Below are 20,817 nucleotides of genomic sequence, written 5' to 3'. Positions count from 1 at the left end.
AGATACCCGTAGATTTCCCTAGCCACAACTAACTTTTGTTAGTGGTGAGGACGTCAATGATCACATTTGCAGAAGTACAGACGCCGTTTATTCGGAACCGCCGCCTTCGGTCTGCAACCAGGCCTCGCCGCAACTCTTGGCCAGTTCGCGGATGCGCAGGATGTAGCTCTGGCGCTCGGTGACCGAGATGACGCCACGGGCGTCGAGCAGATTGAAGTTGTGCGCGGCGCGCAGCACCTGCTCGTAAGCCGGGATTGCCATGGTATGGCGATTGGCCTGGGCACCCTTGGCCAGGATGGCGCGGCATTCCTTTTCCGCGTCGGCGAAATGGCGGAACAGCATTTCGGTGTCCGCGGCTTCGAAATTGTACCGCGATTGCTCCTGCTCGTTCTGCAGGAACACGTCGGCATAGGTCATCTTGGCATCGCCGACACCGCCGTTGAAGTTGAGCTCCATGATGGAGTCGACGTTCTGCAGGTAGCAGGCGAGGCGCTCGAGCCCATAGGTCAGCTCGCCCGAAACCGGGTTACATTCAAAGCCGGCCACTTGCTGGAAGTAGGTGAACTGGCTGACTTCCATGCCGTCGCACCAGACTTCCCAGCCCAACCCCCAGGCACCCAGGGTCGGGTTTTCCCAGTCGTCCTCGACAAAGCGCAGATCATGCAGCTTGGGATCGATGCCGATGGCATAGAGCGACTGCAGGTAGAGGTCCTGCAGGTTTGGCGGCGACGGCTTCAGGATCACCTGGAACTGGTAATAGTGCTGCAGCCGGTTGGGGTTTTCGCCATAGCGCCCGTCCTTGGGGCGGCGCGACGGCTGCGCATAGGCCGCGTTCCAAGGCTTGGGGCCGAGCGCGCGCAGCACGGTGCCGACATGCGACGTCCCTGCCCCCATCGGCATGTCGTAAGGCTGGAGGATGACACAGCCCTGCTCCGCCCAGAATTGCTGGAGCGTGAGAATGAGACCCTGAAATGAATTCTTGGGGTCCATGTAGGCGGGGCGAGTGGTCATCTGTGGCAATCCGGGCAAGAACGCGCGGAACCTATTGATGCAGGCTGGACCGGTCAAGCGGCGGCGGTTGACATGGTGCTGGCCGCTCAGTCAGTTGCCGCCATGGCGAATCCCGCTTTATCGGACGAACAGGTCCTCAGCGAAATTGGCGCTACCGGTGCGTCGCGCATCGGCGCCGGTGGCGAAGCCCAGGTTTACGCCCTACCCGGCAATCGGGTCGCCCGGATCATGCGTTCCGGCGCACGCGTGGCCGATGCCGAAACCCGCGCGGCGCTGCTGCGAGAAATTGCCGGTTCGGCGGCAACGCTCTCGTTTCGGACACCGGCGGTACAGAGCGTCAGCATGGTCGGCGAGCGCGTGGTGACAATCGAGGAGCGCCTGCCGGGCGAACCCGTCTCAGATCTGTTGGGCCGCCTGACCGGCGATGCGCGCCGCCGCCTGCTGGCGGACTATCTCGATACCGCCACGCGGATCCGTCAGGCCAAGGTAACGCGTCCCTATTTCGGACCGCTGATCGGCGATCGTGCGCTGAGGGTCGGCAGTTGGTCCGAGTTCGCTCGCGCCAGGCTGGCGCGGAACTTGCGCCGCTGCCCAGCCGAATTTCGCGCGGCCTTACGAAGCGAGATGGGCACCGCATGGCGCGAGCCGAGCAATCCGGCAATAGTGCATCTCGACTATTTCCCGCCCAACGTACTGGCAGAGGGCGATGGCATCACCGCTGTGCTGGATTTCGGCCCTAGTGCAGTGATCGGTGATCCGGACATGGAGGCATGGAGCGCCGTGGCCTATCTCGATGCAGAGATTTCCCCACAAGCCACCGATGCCGACCGCCGCCTGGCGATGGAATGGCTGACGGAGCGTGGGCTGGTTGATGATTATGCCAAGGCGCGCCGATGGCTGGCAGCGTCGTGGACGCATGCGACCGACGATCCGAGCCTCGATGTCTGGTGCCGCCGGGTCTTGTTGGACGGTTCCTAACCGATCCATGCACGGTGCGTATTGCTGCCAGTCAGTTGCCGGCGTTGCCCAAAATTCTTAACGGGGGCTTGATGGCGCAGCAGCAGCGGAGGTCGCGATGACGTTGACTACCTTGCAGGCCGGCAGAGCGATTGCCGCGATCGCGGTGGTATTCTTCCACGCTAATTCGTTCTTTATCCCAGAGCGGCTCTATGCAGGGCAAGGTGTCTCGCCGGCAATCAATGCCGGTTATGCGGGCGTCGAGTATTTCTTCGTGCTCAGCGGCTTCATCATGATGCTGGTGCATCAACGGGACATGGACAGGCCGGATAGAGTGGCGCCCTTCCTGTGGAAGCGCATCATCCGCATCTACCCATTCTATTGGGTCGTGCTGTTCGCGCTGATAGGAGCGTATTTCGTCATGCCGACGATGGGGCCCGAAAATGCGCGCGACCCGCTGATGCTGATTTCGTCGGCGCTGCTGATCCCTAATGGAGAAGGCTTCATCGTCGTCGCCGCCTGGACGCTCAGCCACGAAATGCTGTTCTACCTGCTGTTCAGCACAACGATGCTCAACCGCGTGGCCGGTGCGCTGATCCTGAGCGCATGGGCTATGGCGATCATTTTTGCTGCGGCAGTCCCCGACGTGCCCTTTCCCATCAGCTTTCTGCTATCGCCCTATAACCTGCTCTTCCTGTTCGGCATCGGCAGCGCCTACCTGTTCGGGCGGCTACCGGCTGCACTGGGTGGCATGCTGGCGGTCGTAGGACTGGTGACTTTCCCTGCAATCGCGATAGCTGACGTGACCGGGATGTGGACGCCCAGCTTTCTGATACGCACTGTCGTGCTCGGCATCAGCGGAGCTGCACTGGTGACGGGGCTCACCAACCTCGAAAGCAAGGGATATCTCAGGGCGCCGGCGTGGCTGGTGTTTCTGGGGGACGCGTCCTACGCGATCTATATCGTCCACAGCGCAGCGCTGGCGGCGCTCTGCGTGGTGGTGCTGCGGTTGGGGCTCAACCAGGCGGTTCCGGCTGGCGTGATGCTGGTCGCGATATCGCTGGCGGCGACGCTGGCGGGGATCATCGCCCATGTCCTCATCGAAAAGCCACTCTTGGCCATGTTGCGACCGGCTCGCATGGCGAGGGCGGAGGCGATGCCCGCCTAGCGTTTGTCCTCGTCACCCGGCCGAAACGTGCCGTCCTTGTCGCGCCTGAGGTCGATGACTCCAGGTTGCTCGCGCTCGCGCAGGTCGCGTTCGCGGCGCAGGCGGCGGGCCTCTTCGTCGTCCGCCTTGAACTGGCCGGTCCAATCGCGCCAGATCTTGCGGATGCCCAGATAGATGGCGATGCCGATGATGGCGAAGATGATGACGCGCAGCAGGATACCGGTCATCGCCTAGAGCCCCAGCCGCGCCCAGACGGCGCGGTCTTCGATGGTAGCGGCGATGTCGCTGGACAGGCCCTCGGTCGAGAAGCCGATGCGCGGCAGGCCGAACCACAGGCGCTTGGGTTCGATCAACTTGAGATCGACATCCTTGCCGTAGCGGCTGCGCAGGGTTTCGTGCAGGTCGCCGATGGCGTCGACCAAGCCCAGCTCGACACCGCGCATGCCGGTCCACCATTCTCCGGTGAACAGGACTTCGTCGGCGGCCTTGAGACGTCCTTTGCGGCCAGCTTTGACGTGATTGATGAAGACCTGATGGATGTCGAGCTCGAACTGCTTGATGCGCTCGATGTCGCTGGCCTTCTCGGGAAGGAAGGGATCAAGCGTGGACTTGTTGTTGCCGGCGGTGTGGACACGACGCTCGACACCAAGCTTTTCCAGCGCGCCGACAAAGCCGAAGCCCGCCATGATGACGCCAATCGAGCCAACGATGGAACTGGGATCGACGATGATCTCGTCACCAGCCACGGCGATGAAATAACCGCCAGAGGCCGCCGCGTCCTCAACGAAGACGATGACCGGCTTGCCGTGCTCATTAGCCAGGTCGCGAATGCGTTTGGAGATCAGCCGGCTTTGTACTGGGCTGCCACCGGGCGAGTTGATGACGATGGCCACTGCTGGAGCAGACTTGATGGCAAAGGCACGCTCGAGCAGCGGCGCGACGGTGGCGATGTTGAGCCGACCCTGACGCTGTTCGGCGGCGATGACGCCATGCAGGCGGACCACCGGGATCGTGGTCTTGCCGCGGCCGGTCAGGCGCTGCAGCCAGTTTCGCTTGGGCGCGGCGGGGTCATCCATCAAATCGTCCTCGTCTCGGGTCGCGGGCAGATTTAGGTTGTAGCGCGCGGGATTACCAGTCGAGCCGGGCCGACCCACGAAAGATTGCGTCGAAGTCTGGCTGAAACGCGCGGCCATCGGGGCCGTGCAGCGGACGACTGGCGAGCAGTGTCAGCGGCGCGCGTGAGCCCTTGACGCCCCGAATGAGCACGCGGGTAACGGGCGCATCGGGGCGTGGCGAGAGCGGGAGAATGGTGATGGCGCCGAATCGCTGGGTGAACGACGCCAGTAGCGGCGAGAGGCTTTCGGCGGGATAGACGAAAATGATCTCGCCACCGCCGGACGCGCAACCCGCTGCGGTCTTGACCCAGAGGTCGAGCGCAGCGCTGTCCATGTGGCGGGCCCCTGCCCGGCCGGCATCGGCAGCGAGTGTTCCGGCATGGTCGTCAAAAAATGGCGGGTTGGCGATAACGACATCGAAGGCGTTGTCGGCAAGACCGGCCGTGTGGCGATCGCTGCCCCTGGCCGTCACGTCGGCTTCTATGATGCGCACCCGTTCGGCGAAGCCGTTCTCGGCGGCATTGCTGGTGGCGAGGGCCAGCATCTCGATGTTTTGATCGGCAAGCACGGCGGTCAGAGCCGGCTCATGCGCCAGCGCGACAAGCCCCGCGGTGCCCACGCCACAGCCCAGATCCAGCAGGTTGCGCCGGCCCTGCCCTACAGCCGCGCCCAGCAGCACGCTGTCGAGCCCGGCCCGAAAGCCGTGGCGCGGCTGCGACACAGTGAGCCGACCACCCAAAAAGGCGTCGCGCGTTACTGTTTGGTGTTTTACAAAGGCTGTTGGCTGGTCTAGGGACATCGCACCCGAAAAGGCCGGTTTTGCGCGACCTTACATGCGCAGACATGGCAGGCTCAACCAGATTTGCCACGGATGGCAAGCGGGACGGATAGACGGTGTCAGCTCTGACGCAGATGAAAGAGGCGCCTGTCGCCACTCCGATCGACCGGTTGCTCACGGCGACGGGCGAGGACATGGCCAAGGTCAATGCCCTCATCCTCAGCCGCGCCGATTCCCATGTCGAGATGGTGCCCGAGCTGGCCCGCTACCTGATCGAGAGCGGCGGCAAGCGGCTGCGGCCAATGCTGACCGTGGCTGCGGCGCAGCTGTTCGGCAAGGGTACGGGCACGGCGATCAATTTCGCGGCGGCCGTCGAGTTCATGCACAATGCGACTTTGCTGCACGACGACGTGGTCGACGAGAGCGACATGCGGCGCGGCAAGCCGGCGGCACGCATGGTGTGGGGCAACAAGGCATCGATCCTGGTCGGCGATTTCCTGCTCGGGCAGGCCTTCATGATGATGGTCGAGACCGGCGATATTGCTTCGCTCGGCGTGCTGTCTGCGGCGTCAGCGGTGATGGCCGAGGGCGAAGTGTTCCAACTCGCCAAGACCGGCGACCTGACCACCACGCCTGCAGACTATGCCGAAGTGATCCGGGCCAAGACGGCCGTGCTGTTCGAGGCGGCTTGCAAGGTGGGTGCCATGTCGGGTGGAGCAGACGAGGCCGGCGCGCTGGCGCTGGCGCGCTATGGGCTAGAACTTGGCAATGCATTCCAGCTGGTCGATGACTCGCTCGACTATGGCGGGCAGTCCGGCACGCTGGGCAAGAATACTGGCGACGACCTGCGCGAAGGCAAGATGACCCTGCCCGTGATTCTGGCGCTCGCCGAAGGCAGTGCGGACGAGCGCGAGATCATCAGTTCGGCGCTGGGCGACGCCGAGGCTTCTGACGAACAGGTTGCCGCCGTGGTTGCCATCATGGAGCGCCACAAGACGCTGGAGCGGACACTCGATCAGGCCCATGCCCATGCCCGCGCGGCCCAGCAGGCGCTGGACGCGCTGCCGGCATCGGAGATGCGGTCGCTGCTGAACGATGTGGTCGAATTCAGCGTACTGCGGGCTTACTGAGGCACGATCAACGGTGCCGCTGCGACCCAGTGATCGGGATTGGCGGCCCGCATGACCTGCGCGGCCTGATGCGCCTGGCCGCTCGATCCGAATAAGCCAAACACCGTCGCGCCTGAGCCCGACATACGGGCCAGGATGCAGCCTTGTGTTTCCGCAAGATGGGCGACGATGTCGCCGATGATGGGGACCAGTTTAACCGCTGGCGGCTGCAGGTCATTGCGGGTTTCGGCCAGCCACAGGCCGAGCTGGGCCGGTCGGGTCAGGGGTGATGGCAGTTCGGGCAGCGGATAGTTGTCGTGTGCGCGCAGGCGACGGAACACGTCGGCTGTTGGCAGCGGAATCATCGGATTGACCAGCACAATGTGAAGCGCCGGAAACTCCGGGAGTGGTGTCAACAGTTCGCCGACTCCATGCGCCAAGAGCGGCGAGGAGATCAGGCAGGCGGGAACGTCGGCACCGAGTTGGGCCGCCATGTCGGACAGGTCTGACACGGGAATGGTGTGATTGGACAGCGACGCCATCAAGCGCAGGGCAGCGGCTGCGTCCGCCGAGCCACCGCCGATTCCAGCGGCCACCGGCAGGTTCTTGGTGAGGCGCATGGCGATGCCGTCGGGCACCGCCTCCGGCCAGCGCGCGCGGAACGCGGCGACGGCGCGGGACACCAAGTTGGTTTCCCCCGAGCCGAGGCCCCTGGCGAATGGCCCGACAATGATCAGTGAATCCGCCTTGGCCGGGACGGCTTCGATCTCGTCGGCGACGTCGGCAAAGACAACGAGGCTTTCGAGGTCGTGATAGCCGTCCTCCCGGCGCCGCGTAACATGCAGCGCCAGGTTGATCTTGGCCGGCGCGATCTGAACGGTCGGCTCTGGCATGGACAATTATTCGGTCGCGTTCGCGTCCGTGAGACCGTCCGCCAGCTTGGGCGCAACGCGCTCCTTCACATTGCCCACTTGATCGACCGAGGAGGCAACGTTCCACTGGAAGCGGGCTTCGAGCTTGCGGCCGGCCTTCCAGTAGGCATCACCCAGATGGTCGTTGATCTCGGCATCGTTGGGGCGCAGCAGCACGGCCTGTTCGAGCGTTATCACCGCCTCCTCAATGCGCCCCAGCTTGTAGAAAGCCCAGCCGAGCGAATCGACGATGTAGCCATCCTGCGGCTGCGCGGCGACCGCCTTCTCGATCATTTCGAGTGCCGGTTCCAGGTTCATGTCCTGGTCGATCCAGCTATAGCCGAGATAGTTCAGCACGGCCGGCTGGTCGGGATTGAGTTCGAGTGCCTTGAGGAAATCGGCCTCGGCCTTGGGCCATTCCTTGGCGCGCTCATAGGCAATGCCGCGGACGTAGTAGAAGCGCCAATCAGATGGGCTGTCGCCGCCGGTCAGGGCCAATGCCTTGGAATAGGCGTCGATGGCCGGCAGGTACTGCTCGTCGTAGCGCAGCATGTCGCCCAGCACCGAGACGGCGTCGAGATCGTTGGGTTGCGCCACGGCGATATTGTTGAGCCGGCGCAGCGCCTCGTCTCGGTCGCCGAGCGCGTCGAGGTTCTGCGCAATACGAACGACCGCAGTCGGCTTCATTGCCGAGGTGGCGGGAACGGCATCGTAGATGCGGTTGGCGGCATCGTGCTGGCTGGCGCTGTCGAGTAACTCGCCCAGAGCCAGCGAGATCACGTCGGCGGAGGGGTCGAGATAAAGGCCCATGCGCAGGAAGACCAGCGACAGGTCAAGGCTGCCATCGCGCGACAGGGCAACGCCGATGCCATGGAACATTTCGGCGGCGCCAATCTGCACATTGGACGCGAAGATGCCGGGACGCTGCCCCGCATCGACCTGCTCTTTGACCAGCGAGACGACCGGATGGGTCAGTCCTTGCTTCTCGAACTCGCCGATGACGTCCTTTGCTTCGTCGAAGCGGCCGGCATTGGCAAGCAGGCGGGCATAGACCTCGACGATGCGGGCCACGTAGGGTTCGGTCTCGAACGCCTTGGCAGCGAACTCGATCGCCTGGTCGGTGTCGCCCGAGGCTTCGGCCATCAGTGCGCGGTGGAACACGAGGAAGTCTTCCAGACCCGACTGACCGAGCGTATCGAGTATGGCGTCCGCCTCGGGCTTGCGGTTGTCGCCGACCAGCGACCAGGCGCGCAGAATAGTGGCGGTGATGCCGGTGAAGCTATCCTGTCCAATTGCGCCCAGCATGCTTTCGGCGGCGTCGTATCGGCGCTCCTTGAGCGCTTCGGTAGCCACGACGAGTTCGGCCAGCTCGTTGGTCGGGTCGAGTTCGAGCAGGTGCTTGGCGGTCGAGGCGGCCTGGCCGATCTGTCCGTCGGCGGCGTAGGCGATGAAGGCGCGCTCGACCAGAATGGCATTGTCCCAATCGGCCTGTGCAGCCTGGGCGAAATAGCGCGCGGCCTCATCGGTCCGCAAATCGTGCAGCGCCTGCTGGCCCGCCATGTAGGCGCCGGTAACGCTCGGCTGGAACATCGGCATCAGATCGAAGCCGGCCATGGGGTCCGTTTGGGCGGTCTGCAGCGGCTGGGCCGATTGCGCGGCGGGCACGGCCACCCCCGCCATCAGGGTGGCAACCAGCGCCGGGCGCGCGAAACGGTTCAGAAGCGATGTCACGAGGTTGAATTCTCCGTTGGCCTTGGGGGCCGTTCTGGCGGCGAAGATTGTCCGTTTTGGGACTGCGCCGCAAGGCCACGCCACATAGCGTGATCGCCGGCGAGGCGCTAGATTCGGTTGGTCACCTTTGGCGATACGCTGGCAGCGACAAACCGGCTGTGACATAACAGCGAACATGTCTGAAGATCGACCGCTAAATCACGACGAAATGCTCGCCGTGCTCGATTGGTATCGAGCCGCTGGCGTTGACATTGCCGTGGGCGAGGAGCCGGTCGACCGCTTCGCGCAACGCGCGCCGGCACGCGCGGCGCCGCCAGCTGCGCCGGTGCCAGCGGATCCGGAGCGCCCCGCGGCTGCGCCACCGATGCTGGGCGGCGATCCTTCCGAGGCGCGTAGCCTTGCCGGTTCGGCGCAGACGCTCGACGAGTTGCAGGCCATCCTGGGTCTTTATGACGGCTGTGGCCTCAAGCATCGCGCCACGCAACTGGTGTTTGCCGACGGCAATCCCGAGGCCAAGATCATGCTGATCGGCGAGGCGCCGGGTGCCGAAGAAGATCGGCAGGGTAAGCCGTTCGTAGGCAAATCAGGACAGTTGCTCGACCGCATGCTGGCGGCGATTGGACTTGATCGCACCAAGGTTTACATCGCCAACACCGTACCATGGCGTCCGCCGGGCAATCGCACGCCGACGCCCGAGGAAATGGCGCTTTGCCTGCCGTTTCTGCATCGCCAGGTGGAACTGGTCGCCCCCCGCATCGTCATGACGCTGGGCGGGCCAGCCATGCAGACCGTGTTTTCGACCACCAGCGGCATCATCAAGATGCGCGGTAAATGGTCCGAGGTCAGCATTGGCCAACATCAGGCCAATGCCATGCCAACGCTGCACCCGGCCTACCTGCTGCGCAACCCTGCCGCCAAGCAGCAGGCCTGGATGGATATGCTGAGCCTCAAACTGAAGATGCTGGAGCTGGGGATTTAAGCCTACCTCAGCAGAAGCACGGCTCACCCTCGCCGCCGAAGTTCCTGTCGGCGAAGGTCAGAGCGCTGCTGTAGCTGGTGTAGCTGGCGAACTGGCAGATATCGGAGCCGCGACGCACCTTCATCTGCTCCAGATCCCACATAGACACTTCGATCCGGTCATCGGCGCAATAGACGGTATAGCGCTGCACCTCGTAGGCGCTGGCGGCGGCCGAAACGGAAAGAAGGAAAAGGGTGACGGCAATGATGCGACGCATCGGACTGCTCCATGGCTGGCCGGCAAACCGGCAAGCCCCCCAACGCACGCATGTTGCTATGAGATCGGGTTGGGGGCAATCCCGCTTGACCGTCGCGATGCCCTCAATTTCCGCGGCGCCAATCGGCGAATGCCGCGTTATGGTCACCGTTGCGTGATTTGCAACGATCTTCCGCTCCAGTACAGCCGAAAGCACCATGGGTTCCGTTATCAAGATTTATGCCCTGTTCCTGGGGTCTGCGCTGCTCATGTTCGGCGGCGGATTGCAGGGGTTGCTGCTGTCGGTGCGCGGCGCCGAGGAGGAGTTCTCGCTGCTGTCGCTGGGACTTATCGGCACCGGCTGGTCGGTGGGGTTCGTGGCCGGGTCGATCGGCGTAGCGTCGATCGTGCGCAAAGTGGGCCATATCCGCGCCTTCTCGGTGATGGCGGCTATCGGCACGATCACCATCCTGCTGAACCTCTTGTGGATCAACGATATCAGCTGGATCGTGCTGCGCGCACTCAGCGGCTTCTGCTTTGCCGGGGCGGCGATGATCGTCGAGAGCTGGCTCAACGAGGTGGCGGACAACAAGAGCCGCGGCACCATCTTTTCGATCTATGTCACCATCAACATGGCCGCCTCGACCATCGGCCAGCTCGCCATGTCGGTCACCGGCACAGCGGGCTACGTGCCCTTCGTGCTCGGCGCCATCAGTTTCATCTGCGCGGTGTTGCCCACGGCGCTGACCTCGAGCCCGCAGCCGCGGCCGCTGTCCTCGGCCAAGATCGATATTGGGCTGCTCTACCGCACCTCTCCCGTGGCGGCGATCGCGGCGTTTTCCGTCGGCATGGCCAATGGGTCGTTCGGCACGCTGGCGCCGGTCTATGGCTATGAGCAGGGGCTCGATGCGAGCGGCATTGCGCTGCTGTTCGCGGTGGCTGCAATTCTGGGCGCCGTCGCCCAAATCCCGTTCGGGCGGCTGTCCGACCGTATAGATCGCCGACTGGTACTGATCGGTCTTTCGGGTGGCGCGGCGGTGATCGGCGCGCTGACTGTCATCATCAATCCCACCGCCGGGTGGATGATGTATGTGCTGTTTGCGCTCTACGGCTTTGCCGCCAACCCGATCTATGCGGTGGCCGTGGCGCATGCCAACGACTTCGCCAAGGATGGAGATTTCGCCAAGATTGCCGGTGGCATGCTGCTGATCCTGGGAGTGGGGCTGGCTATCGGTCCGGCCGTCGCGTCCATGATCATGGGCGCCTGGTCGCCGGTCGGGTTGTTTATTGTGACAGCGGCCTTCCACGGCGCGCTGGCGGTCACGGCGTTCCTGCGCATGCGCATTCGCAAGGGCAAGGACGCGTCCGAGCGCGCGCCCTTCCAGCCCATGGGCAATGACAAGCAGGTGACACCAGAATCTATTGTGCTCGATCCGCGGGCTGATAGTGATAGCGCCGAGATGGGACACGCCGAAGAGCCGGTCCCGGACGAGTTGGCAACATCACCCGAGGAGAAGCGCGATGTTCAAGACGGCACGGTTTGAAGACCGGGAATTCAGGCCGCTTTCGATCGCCGTCATCGCCGTCTCCGATACGCGCACCCTCGAGACTGATACCGGCGGGGCGCTGCTCAAATCGTTGCTGGAGGCCGATGGTCATCGCTGCGCTGAGCGGGTTGTGGTGCGCGACGACATCCAGCTCATCCGCCAGGCAGTGCAAGGTTTCGTGGCCGATCCGGGCGTAGACGTCGTTCTCACGACCGGCGGCACGGGCTTTTCGGGCCGCGACGTGACGCCGGAGGCCGTCGAGCCGCTGTTCGACAAGCGCATGGAGGGGTTCTCCGTGCTGTTCCATCAGTATTCGGCGACCACTGTCGGTACGAGTTCGCTGCAATCGCGCGCCACGGCCGGCCTGATCGGCACGACATTCGTATTCTGCCTGCCCGGATCGCGCGGCGCCTGCCGGGATGCATGGGAGGGAATCCTGACCCACCAGCTCGATTACCGGCACAAGCCGTGCAACTTCGTCGAACTGATGCCGCGGCTGGAGGAGCGCTAAAGCGAAGACAAGCCTTAGCGAGCACTCCTGATAGGGAGAGACTGGTCGAGGATGTGGCGCGATCCGACCTGATCACCGACTGGATTCCTGCCCCTTTCTAGCGGGGGGGTTAGGTTGAGGCATTCCTGCTAGCCAAAAATATCGACCACCATGTTAAAATTCCTTTACATCGCGTCAAGTATAGCAGATATAACTCGCATACCATAGGCGCAGGAGAGCGTGGAAATGTCGTTTCGCGAAAGACAGGCATGGATTGCGGTGCTGACCACCCTGGCCATCTGGGTCTATTACTTCAGCGCCTTCTGGAGCGATGTGCTGGCGCGCCAGCTTGACGGCGGGCAGGTACTGACGCGGTTTCTCATCTGCATGGGCCTAACGCTTGTCGTGATGATTGCCCTCAATGTCGTCGCCGGAGTGATGACGAAGAAGAACATCGATCGGGCGCCGGACGAGCTCGAACGCCAGATCGAGGCGCGGGCCGACCGCATCGGTTTCAAGCTGCTGGAAGCACTGGTGCCTCTGGGACTGATCGGCGGGTTGGTGGCCACCGATACGATCCGCACCGCTTTCCCCACCGACCCGGGCGGCAGCGTCGCAATGATCTTTGCCAACGGCATCCTGATGGCCTTCGTCTTCACCGAACTGGTGCGGGAAGCCGTGCATATTGCCTCGTTCCGGATGACGGCGTGACATGGCCCCGCCCCCGATAAGCAACACTATCCGCCGTCTGCGCTTCGACCATAACGAGATGACGCAGCAGGACCTGGCCGACCGCATCGGCATGACACGCCAGACTGTCGCAGCCATCGAGCAGAACAAATACTCGCCTTCACTGGAGGCCGCGTTCCGCATCGCCGAAGTGTTCGGCGTCGAGATCGGCCAGGTCTTCCAGTGGAAGAAGGCCGCCGCAGAATAGCCTTACCCCATACCTGAACCAATCATACGGCCTCCGACCCGTCGCAGGCTGCGGGCAAACTCATGCCCAGGACAAGGAACTGAAAATGAAAACCGCAGTACAGACCGCCTATGGAAAACCCGAAGTCGTCGTCATCCGCGACACGCCCAAGCCGGTGGCTGGGGACAATGAAGTGCTGGTCAAGGTCATGGCCACCACGGTCACGTCAGGCGATTCCCGCATGCGGGCCTTCCGCATTCCGGCCGCATTCTGGCTGCCTGCGCGATTGTTCATGGGCATCACCAAGCCGCGCAAGGCCGTATTGGGTGTGGAGTTTGCCGGGACAGTCGAGGCCATTGGCAAGAGCGTGACGCGCTTTGCCGTGGGCGACCGGGTGTTCGGCCTGCATATTTACGGCGCCCATGCGGAATATAAGGTCGTGCCCGACGACGCGGCGATCGCGACCATGCCTGACGGTGTAAGCTTCGAGCAGGCCGCTGCCATCCCGTTCGGGGCACTGACGGCGCAATTCTTCTTGCGCAAGGCCGATATCAAGCCAGGCCAGAAGGTGTTGGTCAACGGCGCGTCGGGTGCCGTCGGCTGCTTTGCCGTGCAACTGGCCAGGCACTATGGCGCACTCGTTACGGGCGTATGCACCGCCGCCAATGCCGAACTTGTCCGCGGCCTCGGTGCCAGCGCAGTCATCGACTACAAGAGCACCAACTTTTCGCGGACCGGAGAGCAATTCGACGTCATCGTCGACACGATTGGCAATATCTCGCTGGGCCAGTTCCGCCGGACCACCACGGCAAGCGGCATACTTCTGGCCGTCGATGGCGGGGGTACGGCATTCCTGCGTGCAGCCTGGACCGGCCTGTTCGGGAGCCGCAAGGTGATCGCCGCAGTTTCGGAGGACAAGCAGGCCGATCTTGAGAGCGTCCGCGACCTCGTCGCCGCCGGCACGTTGCGGCCGACGATCGATAGCCGCTACCCGTTCGACGAAATCGTCAAGGCGCATGCCCGGGTGGATAGCGGACGCAAGCGTGGGGCGGTGGTCGTCATCATGGCAGAAGCGCAGACGGCCCTGCTTAGAGCCTGAGTCCAAAAAAACGGCGCCCCTAAAGGCGCCGTTGCAGTTGGCCGACCTGGAGGTCAGTGGCCGTGGCTCATTCCGCCGCCTTCGGGCTTGCGGATGAAGAAGGCGGCCACGATCGCGAAGAGCGAAATGATGGCGCCGACAAGGAAGGCGAGACGGATGCCGCCGGCCAGGGCCTCGACCGGGTCGATACCCTCTGCGGTCAGGGCTGCAGTGCGGATGGTCATCAGGGCGATGAACAGGGCAATGCCTGCCGCACCGGCCAGCTGCTGCACCGAACCGAGCACGGCAGATGCATGGGAGTAGAGCTCCATGCGGACCGAACCCATCGACGAGGTGAAGACCGGCGTGAAGATCAGCGCCAGGCCTATGCTCAGCACAATATGGCCGGTCATGAGTGCCCAGACCGACGTATCCTGACCAACTGTGGTCAGCGCCCAGAGCACGGCCGAGACCAGGATGGTACCCGGTACGGCCAGCACGGTGGGACCGACACGATCGAACCAGCGGCCGACGAATGGACCCATCAAGCCCATGATCAGACCGCCCGGAAGCAGCAGCAGGCCTGTCTGCAGCGTATCGAGGCCCACCACGTTCTGGGTGTAGATCGGCAGCAGGATGACGGTGCCGAACAGGGCCATCATGGCGATGAGCATCAGGCTCACCGACACGGTATAGTTGCGCGACTGGAAGACGCGCAGATCGAGCAGCGCCTTGTTGTCGTTCTGCAGGCCGAGCTGACGCCAGACGAATGCGGCCATGGCGACGACGCCAAGGGCAATCGGCGCCCAGAGCGGAATGGCAGAGGGGGTGTCGGGATGAGCAAAGCTCTCGCCGAAGCTGGAGAGACCGTAGATCAAGCCGCCAAAGGCCAGCGCGGAGAGAACGACCGACAGATAATCGAGCGGCGCATAGCGGGGGGTGGTCACGTTCTGGATCTTGCGGAAGCCCAGGACCAGCGCACCGACAGCGATCGGCAGCACCAGGATGAACATCCAGCGCCATTCGAGATTGGCCAGGATGAAGCCACCAATGGTCGGGCCGATAGCGGGAGCCACCGACATAACGATCGAGATATTGCCCATGGTCTTGCCGCGAGCTTCGGCGGGAACCAGCGTCATGACGGTCGTCATCAGCAGCGGCATCATGATGGCGGTGCCCACCGCCTGGATCACGCGGCCAAACACCAGCAACTCGAGGCCAGGCGAAAGGGCGCAGAGCAGCGTACCCAGCGAGAAGATCGACATGGCAAGAATGAAGATCGGGCGGGTATTCATGCGCTGCAGCAGAAATCCGGTGATCGGGATGACTACGGCCATGGTCAGGAGGAACGCCGTGGTGAGCCACTGCGCGGCACTGGCAGTCACGCCCAAGTCGTTCATCAGGTGCGGGATAGCCACGCTCATGATGGTCTCGTTGAGGAAGACCACGAAGGTGGAAACAAGCAGCAGGGCGATAACCAGCTTGTTGCGGGCAGCATCGCTTTGGCTGATCGGTGGAGTGGCGACCAGATCGGCGTCAAAAGTCGTTGCGTCGGTACTCATGGTGTTTCCCTCAACCTTGAATTGGTGTGTCGCCGAGACGACGAACGGCGTCGGCGAACTTCGACGTCACTTATGAAAAAATTCTGCGACAGGCTGTGTCAGCAGGTTGGTTAAGCTACAACTTCAGTAAGTCAGCTATCGGCGCGGGGTCAATAGTAAATTATTGACTTAAGCATTATTGGCCAAGCGCGCCCAGCGAAAGGCCCGCCTGTTTAGGCCCAGCGGTGGTTTGCGTCCAGCCGCACAAACGCAATTCTGCCTTGCGAAATCGTGTTTTTGGCCCTTCAAGTCACGCTCTGGCATGCCCATATGAGTGCCAGGCGTCGGAGGCCCGACCGACCTGCCGTTCTACTAGTTCTTGTTTTGTTCTCCTAGAACTGCTACATCCTGATCACGTTCTGCAGTCACGATTCGACTGCGACGCGCCGGCAGGAGAACACCATGGCCCTCTATCAGGCCCCGTCTTTCGAAGCCCTGGAGAAACTCAGCCGCAGCCGCGACGCCGATCTGGCGCGCCGCGAATTGCTCGATCCGGACCGCATTCGCGGTCGCGGTGCACAGTCCAACATCAGCGGGCGTTTCGAAAAGCAGACTCGCGAGCGTTTCGATGACGGCTGGGACAATGTGGAGCCGCTCTCGATCTTCGAGACGGTCGAGCATGTCGAGCGCGCCAAGACCATCATCACCACCAATGACAGCCCGGATATCGGCTTCGAGCGCTCGATCAACGCCTATCGCGGCTGCGAGCACGGCTGCTCGTATTGCTTCGCCCGGCCTACCCACGCTTTTCTTGGCCACTCAGCAGGCGTCGAGTTCGAGCGCGATATCTATGTGAAAGTGAACGCGGTCGAGGCGCTGCGGGCAGAGCTCGGCGCCAAGAGCTACAAGGTCAAGCCCATCGCCATGGGCACCAATACCGACCCGTACCAGCCGGCCGAGCGCAAGCACAAGCTGACGCGCGGCATCCTCGAAGTCATGCTGGAGACACGCCACCCGGTGATGATCACCACCAAGTCAGCCCTCATCATTCGCGATCTCGATCTCCTCAGCGAACTGGCCAAGCTGGGACTGGTCAAGGTGGCGATCTCGATGACCTCGATGGACCACAAGCTCAGCCGCAAGATGGAGCCCCGCGCCTCCTCGCCGGCCAAGCGGCTCGAAGCCATTCGCCTGCTCAGCGAAGCCGGCGTACCAACCGCGGTATTCGCCTCGCCGATGATTCCCGCCATCAATGATATGGAACTGGAGCGCATTCTCGATGCGGCCAAGGCGCAGGGCGCGCTCAGCGCATCGATGATCCTGCTGCGCCTGCCCGGCGAAGTGCGCGATATTTTCCGCGAATGGCTGTTGCGCCATTTTCCCGATCGGGTGCGGCATGTGCTGACGCTGGTACGCGATACGCGCGGCGGCAAGGATTATGACTCGCGCTGGGGCGTGCGCATGACGGGCGAAGGCCCCTATGCAACGCTGCTGCGGCAGCGTTTCGACAAGGCGCGTGAGCGCTACGAGCTCGATGCCAAGCTGCCCAGCCTGCGCAACGACCTGTTCGTCGCGCCCCGCCTCGAGGAGAGGCAGATGAGCCTGTTCTAGCCGCCGCTTCGCGCTATGCTGCGTCCGGCTTGAAGGGGGCAGTCATGAGCGACAACCACGGAATTCCGCCGCAACCGTCACGATTGCGGCGTTCGCCGGCCGGATGGGCGATGTTTGCGCTGTGGGTGGCGCTGGCCATCGGCTTGATCTGGCTCGCCTTCAACCTGCCGCCCGGCGCATGGGCTTTCCTGCGCGGGGTATTCAGAGTGATCGGCGCGTTCACCTAGGCAGCGGCGCTCTTGGATACCTTGGCTTGGATGAAGGCCAGCAGAGCCGGATCGTCGTAGCCGTCGGCCGACATGGTGGCGCCAGCGACGAGCATATCCTCGTCGCGCAAGCTGGTGCGGATTCCGATCGTCGCGATGCCCGCTGATGTGGCTGACGTGATGCCAGTACGGGAATCCTCAAAGGCCACCGAATGCTCCGCGCTGGCGCCAAGCAGGCGCAGGCCTTCGAGATAGGGCAGAGGATGCGGCTTGCCGTGGGCCAGTTCCTCGCCGATCACGACGGCACGGAAACGGTGGGTAATGCCGAGGCCAGTTAGAATGAGCTCGGCGTTGGCGCGCGGAGCGTTGGTCACCGCCGCCATAGGCAGGCCGGCAGCATCGGCCAGATCAAGCAGCGCGAACAGGCCGGGAACGGCGTGGATTTCGGTCCGCGCCAGATCGCGGAACAACTCTTCCTTCCCGCGCATCACCGCCATGCCTTCTTCCGGCGACAGGTGAGGCACGAAGCGGCGTGCGATGGCCTCGTTGGCGAGGCCCTGCAACTCCAGCGCAAAGCGCGGCTTGTCGAAATGGTGGCCATAGGGCTCGAAGGTCTGGTTGAAGGCCCTCAGGTGCAGCGGATCGGTATCGGCCAGCGTGCCATCGATATCGAACAGCAGGGCGGCGCCGGGCTTGGGGATCATGAGGGGTTCCAACGGGGAGGGGCAGACGCTAGACCGAATGGCCGGCGCGGAACCGACACCAAAAGTCCCGCCCGGTCAATCGTGGAGGATGCAATGCCGGTATCTCCTTTTGGCCGCGACGCCCTGCGCGACATCATCGTCGACCGGTTTTCCGAACACGCGGATGCTGAGTTCACCCTGCTGTCGGAAGGCTGGGACAGCGTCGCGGTGGACGTCGATGACCGGTGGATCTTCAAGTTTCCACGGCATGCGCGTGGCGAAGCGGCCCTGCGGCGCGAGGCCGGCATTCTGGCATTGGTCAGAGCGGCGGTGCGGCTGCCGGTGCCGAACCTGGAGCTGTTCGACCGCCCGCAGATCTTTTCACGCCACGCCAAGATTGCCGGCGAGCATCTCGTTACCGCCCAATACAACGCCCTGCCCCCGATCGCCCGCCATCGCCTCGGCGAAGCCCTGGGCCGGTTCTACGCGGAACTGCACCAGATCGAACCGGCGGCGGCCGAGGCGGTCGGGATCTTGCCTGCTGAAGAGTGGATGGACGCCGACGACATCGAGCGCCGCATAGCGCCAGTCCTGCCTGAAGCGCTCAAGCCGTTCGCCGACGCCACTCTGGCCGAGTGGGCCGACCTGACGCCCGATCCGCTGGGCACCATCTACGGATTCTTTGACGGGCATGGCTGGAACATGGCCTTCGACCACGCCGCGGGCAAACTCAATGGCATCTATGATTTCGCCGATTCCGGCATCGGTCCGCTGCATCGGGAATTCGTCTATTCCAGCTTCATCTCGCCCGAACTGACCGAGCGCATCATCGGCAGCTATGAGCACCTGACGGGGCGACACATCGACCGGCGACGCGTCGCGGTGCTCACCGGCGCACACCGCCTTTGGGAACTGGCAGCAGAAGCCGACAAGCCCGACGAAGTGCTGGGCATGCTGGCCAGTGTGGCGGCGTGGGCCAATCGCTGAGCGAACGCCGCCTTAGTACTGAGCGACCTTGCGGGCATAGGTGGTCATGAAGTCGATCGAGGCCGTGAGACCGCGCATCGATAGCCACACCTCTTTGGTGCCTGTGGCACCGGTGACCGGCACGGTCACGACCACCGAATTGCGCCCTTTCATCTTGTCCAGCAGCGCCTGCTTGCGGTCTGCGTCGACTACGAAGAACTGGTTGACCGTATTGTAGCGCGTCTCAAGATCGGTCGTGAAATCGAAGCTCATTGGCGGCTCACCGCCGAAGGTCAGCACTAGCGGACGGGTGGTGTCGGCCTCGCCATCCTCGCCGGCCACCACAAAGGCGACGTCCAGATCGCCGGTCAGGCGATTGCGGAAGACGGTGAGCTTGTAGGCCGGCAGGTTCGACGCATTCTGTTCCTGGCTGCCGGTGCTGGCAAAGCAGGAGAAGCCGTAATATTCGGTGGCATCCTCGTCTATCGCGTCGGGGCATGCCGCCAGCCAGTCGCGGTTATACTCGCGCCACTCGCCGAAGGGATGATGGAACGGCGCGGCTGCCGATGGCAGCACCGACGCCAGTAGAAGAAACAGTGCGGTGCCGAATTTGGCGATCATTGACGCTGACTTTCTCGCTGGTGCCCCCCAGCGCGTCACATATAACAGGCCGCCAGCCGGAATACAGGCATCCAGCAACAAAAACGCGGGAGAAGAGCCATGAAGACTACGAAGCACAATGGCGTGACACTGCTCGAACTCGATAGTGCGGGCCCATTGCTCGCCACGGACCAGGATGCCGCCGACCTGATCGGGTCCACCTACGGGACTGACGCCGATGTCATCGTCGTGCCCCTCGCGCGCTTCGATCCAAAATTCCTCGACCTGCGCAGCGGTATTGCGGGCATTTTCTTTCAGAAGCTCCAGAATTACCGGTTGCGCCTGGTCGTGCTCGGCGACATTGCCGACGCCATCGCGGCCAGCAAATCGCTGCACGATTTCGTCTATGAAACCAATCGTGTGGGAAACCACCTGTTCGCGCCCAATCGCCAGACCATGCTGGCGCGCTTGTGACGCCTGGCCGGTTGACTTGCGCCGCTGCCGGCCGATGCTGGCGCCATGCTGTTCGATTCGACCATCCAGACCGACCCCGACTATAGTCACGAGCTGGCGCTCAAGGCGCGCGGCGCCCGTTACGTCGCCGGCGTCGACGAAGCCGGGCGCGGCCCGCTGGCCGGGCCGGTGGTGGTCTCCGCCGTCATCCTCGATCCCGCGCTGATCCCGCCGGGGCTCAACGATTCCAAGAAACTGACCGAAGAGCAGCGCGAGCTGCTGTTCGAGCAGATCGTGGCAACGGCTCTGGCCATTTCGGTGGTGGTGGCGCCGCCTTCGATCATTCTCAGCCGCAATATTCGCGGCGCGACGCTATGGGCCATGGCCGAGGCGGCATCGAGCCTGGGCATTCGCCCCGACCGCGTGCTGATCGACGGGCGCGACGTCCCGATGGACCTGCCCTGCGACGGGCTGGCGCTGATTGGCGGCGACGGCCGCAGCGTTTCCATCGCCGCGGCCTCGATCATGGCCAAGGTGACGCGCGACCGCATGTGCAAGATCATGGATTGCGACGCGCCCAGTTTCGGCTTTGCCGGCCACAAGGGCTATTCGACGCCGCAGCATATGCGGGCGCTGGTGGAGCATGGGCCGTGCCGGCATCACCGCGAGGAGTTTGCGCCAGTGGCGGAGGCTTGGGAGCGGGTGCGGGGGATGGTGGCGTAAGGCGAAGATG

The 20,817-nt window shown here is 63.3% G+C and carries 24 protein-coding genes; 14 read left to right on the top strand and 10 right to left on the bottom strand.

What is annotated here, in order from left to right; translation table 11 throughout:
- Positions 1–87: 87 nt before the first annotated feature.
- A complete protein-coding gene (locus tag IM737_RS18180; protein ID WP_236896443.1) occupies positions 88–1,011 on the bottom strand; it encodes a glycine--tRNA ligase subunit alpha in 924 nt (307 codons plus the stop codon).
- A gap of 72 nt (positions 1,012–1,083) precedes the next feature.
- Here IM737_RS18180 and IM737_RS18175 point away from each other — a divergent pair, with 72 nt between their 5' ends.
- Both IM737_RS18175 and IM737_RS18170 read left to right on the top strand, forming a co-directional pair.
- A complete protein-coding gene (locus tag IM737_RS18175) occupies positions 1,084–1,989 on the top strand; it encodes a phosphotransferase family protein (protein WP_236896442.1) in 906 nt (301 codons plus the stop codon).
- 97 nt (positions 1,990–2,086) lie between these two features.
- Entirely contained in the window at positions 2,087–3,136 is a 1,050-nt protein-coding gene (locus IM737_RS18170; RefSeq protein ID WP_236896440.1) for an acyltransferase family protein, read from the top strand.
- Here IM737_RS18170 and IM737_RS18165 read toward each other — a convergent pair.
- The 3 genes from IM737_RS18165 to IM737_RS18155 are packed head-to-tail and all read right to left on the bottom strand — an operon-like array spanning position 3,133 to position 4,972.
- Entirely contained in the window at positions 3,133–3,363 is a 231-nt protein-coding gene (locus IM737_RS18165; protein ID WP_236896438.1) for a hypothetical protein, read from the bottom strand. The genes IM737_RS18170 and IM737_RS18165 overlap by 4 nt on opposite strands.
- Positions 3,364–3,366: 3 nt before the next feature.
- Positions 3,367–4,212: a S49 family peptidase gene (locus IM737_RS18160; RefSeq protein WP_236896436.1), complete on the bottom strand. Its 846-nt coding sequence runs from the start codon at positions 4,210–4,212 to the stop codon at positions 3,367–3,369.
- A 52-nt stretch (positions 4,213–4,264) separates the two neighbouring features.
- Positions 4,265–4,972: a tRNA1(Val) (adenine(37)-N6)-methyltransferase gene (locus IM737_RS18155; protein WP_236896434.1), complete on the bottom strand. Its 708-nt coding sequence runs from the start codon at positions 4,970–4,972 to the stop codon at positions 4,265–4,267.
- A gap of 173 nt (positions 4,973–5,145) precedes the next feature.
- Between IM737_RS18155 and IM737_RS18150 the strand changes: the two genes are divergently transcribed.
- Positions 5,146–6,159, top strand: coding sequence for a polyprenyl synthetase family protein (locus IM737_RS18150; RefSeq protein ID WP_336886211.1), 1,014 nt, complete (start codon positions 5,146–5,148; stop codon positions 6,157–6,159).
- On the opposite strand, the gene IM737_RS18145 is transcribed toward IM737_RS18150, so the two are convergent.
- Positions 6,153–7,031 carry a 4-(cytidine 5'-diphospho)-2-C-methyl-D-erythritol kinase gene (locus IM737_RS18145; RefSeq protein WP_236896432.1) on the bottom strand — a complete coding sequence of 293 codons (879 nt, stop codon included), beginning with the start codon at positions 7,029–7,031 and terminating at the stop codon, positions 6,153–6,155. The two genes, IM737_RS18150 and IM737_RS18145, sit on opposite strands and share 7 nt — an antisense overlap.
- A 6-nt stretch (positions 7,032–7,037) precedes the next feature.
- Positions 7,038–8,780, bottom strand: coding sequence for a tetratricopeptide repeat protein (locus IM737_RS18140; RefSeq protein ID WP_236896430.1), 1,743 nt, complete (start codon positions 8,778–8,780; stop codon positions 7,038–7,040).
- Between the two features lie 175 nt (positions 8,781–8,955).
- Here IM737_RS18140 and IM737_RS18135 point away from each other — a divergent pair, with 175 nt between their 5' ends.
- On the top strand, positions 8,956–9,759 hold the full coding sequence (locus IM737_RS18135; RefSeq protein WP_236896428.1) for a uracil-DNA glycosylase: 804 nt from the start codon (positions 8,956–8,958) through the stop codon (positions 9,757–9,759).
- A 7-nt stretch (positions 9,760–9,766) separates the two neighbouring features.
- On the opposite strand, the gene IM737_RS18130 is transcribed toward IM737_RS18135, so the two are convergent.
- On the bottom strand, positions 9,767–10,015 hold the full coding sequence (locus tag IM737_RS18130; RefSeq protein ID WP_236896426.1) for a hypothetical protein: 249 nt from the start codon (positions 10,013–10,015) through the stop codon (positions 9,767–9,769).
- 196 nt (positions 10,016–10,211) lie between these two features.
- Between IM737_RS18130 and IM737_RS18125 the strand changes: the two genes are divergently transcribed.
- From IM737_RS18125 to IM737_RS18105, 5 genes are all read left to right on the top strand, one after another.
- The gene (locus IM737_RS18125; RefSeq protein WP_236896424.1) at positions 10,212–11,537 is read left to right on the top strand and encodes an MFS transporter; all 1,326 of its coding nucleotides are present in this window, start codon (positions 10,212–10,214) and stop codon (positions 11,535–11,537) included.
- The gene (moaB, locus tag IM737_RS18120) at positions 11,515–12,051 is read left to right on the top strand and encodes a molybdenum cofactor biosynthesis protein B (protein WP_236896422.1); all 537 of its coding nucleotides are present in this window, start codon (positions 11,515–11,517) and stop codon (positions 12,049–12,051) included. The genes IM737_RS18125 and moaB overlap by 23 nt, the downstream gene beginning before the upstream one ends.
- A 225-nt stretch (positions 12,052–12,276) precedes the next feature.
- Positions 12,277–12,741, top strand: a complete 465-nt coding sequence (locus tag IM737_RS18115; protein ID WP_236896420.1) for a hypothetical protein — start codon at positions 12,277–12,279, stop codon at positions 12,739–12,741.
- 1 nt (position 12,742) lies between these two features.
- The gene (locus tag IM737_RS18110; RefSeq protein WP_442874148.1) at positions 12,743–12,967 is read left to right on the top strand and encodes a helix-turn-helix transcriptional regulator; all 225 of its coding nucleotides are present in this window, start codon (positions 12,743–12,745) and stop codon (positions 12,965–12,967) included.
- Between the two features lie 85 nt (positions 12,968–13,052).
- The gene (locus tag IM737_RS18105; RefSeq protein WP_236896418.1) at positions 13,053–14,045 is read left to right on the top strand and encodes an NAD(P)-dependent alcohol dehydrogenase; all 993 of its coding nucleotides are present in this window, start codon (positions 13,053–13,055) and stop codon (positions 14,043–14,045) included.
- A gap of 53 nt (positions 14,046–14,098) precedes the next feature.
- Here the strand turns inward: IM737_RS18105 and IM737_RS18100 are convergent, their stop codons facing one another.
- On the bottom strand, positions 14,099–15,586 hold the full coding sequence (locus tag IM737_RS18100; RefSeq protein WP_236896416.1) for an MDR family MFS transporter: 1,488 nt from the start codon (positions 15,584–15,586) through the stop codon (positions 14,099–14,101).
- Between the two features lie 441 nt (positions 15,587–16,027).
- Here IM737_RS18100 and IM737_RS18095 point away from each other — a divergent pair, with 441 nt between their 5' ends.
- Together IM737_RS18095 and IM737_RS18090 are read left to right on the top strand one after the other, a co-directional pair.
- Positions 16,028–17,176: a PA0069 family radical SAM protein gene (locus tag IM737_RS18095; protein WP_236896415.1), complete on the top strand. Its 1,149-nt coding sequence runs from the start codon at positions 16,028–16,030 to the stop codon at positions 17,174–17,176.
- A 44-nt stretch (positions 17,177–17,220) separates the two neighbouring features.
- A complete protein-coding gene (locus IM737_RS18090) occupies positions 17,221–17,403 on the top strand; it encodes a hypothetical protein (protein WP_236896413.1) in 183 nt (60 codons plus the stop codon).
- On the opposite strand, the gene IM737_RS18085 is transcribed toward IM737_RS18090, so the two are convergent.
- Positions 17,400–18,086: an HAD family hydrolase gene (locus IM737_RS18085; RefSeq protein WP_236896411.1), complete on the bottom strand. Its 687-nt coding sequence runs from the start codon at positions 18,084–18,086 to the stop codon at positions 17,400–17,402. The two genes, IM737_RS18090 and IM737_RS18085, sit on opposite strands and share 4 nt — an antisense overlap.
- Positions 18,087–18,179: 93 nt before the next feature.
- Here IM737_RS18085 and IM737_RS18080 point away from each other — a divergent pair, with 93 nt between their 5' ends.
- Positions 18,180–19,052, top strand: a complete 873-nt coding sequence (locus IM737_RS18080; protein ID WP_236896409.1) for a phosphotransferase family protein — start codon at positions 18,180–18,182, stop codon at positions 19,050–19,052.
- A gap of 12 nt (positions 19,053–19,064) precedes the next feature.
- Here the strand turns inward: IM737_RS18080 and IM737_RS18075 are convergent, their stop codons facing one another.
- Positions 19,065–19,652 (bottom strand): hypothetical protein, encoded by a 588-nt coding sequence (locus IM737_RS18075; RefSeq protein WP_236896407.1) that lies wholly within the window; start codon positions 19,650–19,652, stop codon positions 19,065–19,067.
- A gap of 99 nt (positions 19,653–19,751) precedes the next feature.
- On the opposite strand from IM737_RS18075, the gene IM737_RS18070 reads away from it, so the two are divergent.
- A complete protein-coding gene (locus IM737_RS18070; protein WP_236896405.1) occupies positions 19,752–20,105 on the top strand; it encodes a DUF4180 domain-containing protein in 354 nt (117 codons plus the stop codon).
- 45 nt (positions 20,106–20,150) lie between these two features.
- The gene (locus tag IM737_RS18065; protein WP_236896403.1) at positions 20,151–20,807 is read left to right on the top strand and encodes a ribonuclease HII; all 657 of its coding nucleotides are present in this window, start codon (positions 20,151–20,153) and stop codon (positions 20,805–20,807) included.
- Positions 20,808–20,817 lie beyond the last annotated feature (10 nt).

It is taken from the genome of Devosia sp. SL43 (assembly GCF_021729885.1).
Classification (GTDB): Bacteria; Pseudomonadota; Alphaproteobacteria; order Rhizobiales; family Devosiaceae; genus Devosia.
Note: the sequence above shows the minus strand (reverse complement) of the source record. Positions and strands in the feature narration are given on the sequence as shown.